We start from the raw sequence: 2,026 nt of genomic DNA on the forward strand, positions 1-2,026 counted from the left end.
TCCTCGACGACGCGCGCCGATGCCCGGCCCGGCGCGCAGGGCGACAATCGAGACCCCCAGCCGGGGCGCTCGGTCGACGGTCTCGAGGAGGGTCACCGCCACCCGCTGGGGAGTCGCGTGGGCCAGGCCGGCCTCGAGCGCCGCGCCGATGTCGTCGGTGTGCACGTGCACGTTGGTCACGTCCCAGGCGGTCGAGACGACGACGCTGTCGCCGATCTCGTCGAGGCGGCGGCGCAGCTCGGCGACCCCCTCCTCGGGCATGTCGTGGACGAGGTACATCACCTCGTAGGCCGGCCCGTCGTACCCGGCGCGATCGGCGCCGTGGGAGCCCGCCGTCGCGGTGGTGGGCGTCGACCAGTCGGACCGGCGCTCCAGCGAGGGGTTGAGCGTGAAGTCGTCGACCGCGTAGCGCGAGGGTGCGCTCTGCTCGTGGACGACCTGGTCGAGGGCCTCGACGAAGAGCAGGTAGCCGGCCGCCCCGGCGTCGACCACCCCGGCGTCGGCGAGGACCTGGAGCTGCTCGGGCGTGCGGGCGAGGGCCGCGCGCGCCGCGTCGACGGCGGCACGGGTGACGTCGCCGAGCCGGCCTCCGGATGCGATGACCCGCTCGACCTCGTCGGCGGTGGCGTCGGCCACGGACAGGATCGTGCCCTCCTGCGGGCGCACGACGCTCTCCCGGGCCCGACGCGCACCCTGCCGCACCGCCCGGCCGACCGCGGCGACATCGACCTCGTCGAGCTCCTCCGAGGAGACGACCTCGCTCACCCCCCGCACGAGCTGGCTGAGGATGACCCCGGAGTTGCCGCGCGCCGACAGCAGCGCCGAGCGGGAGAGCACCGCGGCCTCGAGCGAGAGCGGGGCCGCGCCGACGACGCCCATGGCCTCCTGCTCGCGCATCGCACCGGCGAGGGCCTCGTCGAGGGTGAGGTACATGTTGGTGCCCGTGTCACCGTCGGGCACGGGGTAGACGTTGAGCGCATCGATCTCGGCCCGGCGCGCGGCGAGGGCCGCGCGGGTCATGACGACCCACCGGCGGACAGAGTCGGTGTCGAGGACCTCCAGCACGTCGGTCACGTTAGTGGAGAGGTGCGTCAGGGCGGGCCCGTGCGGCACGATGTCGTGGCCCCCGGGCCGCCTGCCGACACCGTTTTGGCTCCGCGGTCCCACCTCGGCTACTCTGTACCGGTTGCCCGGTGACGGGTCCCCCCTTCGTGGTGGACAGCCCGGGCGCGACACTCACTGACTGACGAACACAGGAGATACCCGTGGCTGCCAACTGCGACGTCTGCGGCAAGGGACCGTCCTTCGGACACTCCATCTCGCACTCGCACCGCCGCACCAAGCGTCGCTGGAACCCGAACATCCAGCGCGTTCGGGCCAAGGTGGGCGACGCCGGGGTGACCCCGAAGCGTCTCAATGTCTGCACCTCGTGCCTCAAGGCCGGCAAGGTCCAGCGCTGACCCGAGGCTGACGACATCGCCGCCGCTCCCCTTCGGGGGGACGGCGGCTTTTTCGTGCCCTCCCTCCCCGGACGAAGGGGCGCCTCACGCCCGGAAGTGGTCCCAGCCGGTGACGGTGGGCTCGGTGCCGTCGACGAGGACCGCCGGCTCGCCGGCGGCACAGGCGCCGAGGACCTGCCAGCCTGCGGGCACGTCGCCGGGGGCGAAGGTCGCGACGAGCGAGTGCTCCTCTCCCCCGGACAGGACCTGACGCATCGCCTCGGCGGCGCCGAGGGCTTCGGTGAGCGGGCCGGCGGCGTGCTCGGCCAGCGCCTCGCCCGACAGCTCGACGCGCAGCCCGCTGGCCCGGCGACCCGGCCGAGGTCACGCACGAGCCCGTCGGAGAGGTCGATCATCGAGGTCGCCCCGGCGTCGGCTGCGACCGGCCCCTGCTCCCACGGGGGGCGTCCGGCGGTGCGGTGGGCCAGGCACAGCTCGTGGGCAGCCCGCAGCGTGGCATCCCCGTCGGTGCCCGGGTCCCCGTCGTCGTGGGTGCGCCGCGACCGGCAAGGAGCAGCTGCAGACCG

Annotated in this window: 3 protein-coding genes; 1 reads left to right on the forward strand and 2 read right to left on the reverse strand. The window is 74.1% G+C overall.

The features are described from left to right. A partial coding sequence (locus AC2W7J_RS17740; RefSeq protein ID WP_485984042.1) for a DAK2 domain-containing protein occupies positions 1 to 1,074 on the reverse strand: 1,074 nt, incomplete at its 3' end. Positions 1,075 to 1,265: 191 nt separating this feature from the next. Between AC2W7J_RS17740 and rpmB the strand changes: the two genes are divergently transcribed. Then, positions 1,266 to 1,460, forward strand: a complete 195-nt coding sequence (rpmB, locus tag AC2W7J_RS17745; protein WP_255185729.1) for a 50S ribosomal protein L28 — start codon at positions 1,266 to 1,268, stop codon at positions 1,458 to 1,460. An 84-nt stretch (positions 1,461 to 1,544) separates the two neighbouring features. Here the strand turns inward: rpmB and AC2W7J_RS17750 are convergent, their stop codons facing one another. After that, positions 1,545 to 1,715, reverse strand: a complete 171-nt coding sequence (locus AC2W7J_RS17750; RefSeq protein WP_485984044.1) for a hypothetical protein — start codon at positions 1,713 to 1,715, stop codon at positions 1,545 to 1,547. Positions 1,716 to 2,026 lie beyond the last annotated feature (311 nt).

Source organism: Janibacter sp. CFPM2_SD2 (assembly GCF_057364645.1).

Coding starts and splice junctions, on each gene's coding strand:
- AC2W7J_RS17750 (WP_485984044.1), bottom strand. CDS start 1,715: ATGCGTCAGGTCCTGTCCGGGGGAGAGGAGCACTCGCTCGTCGCGACC.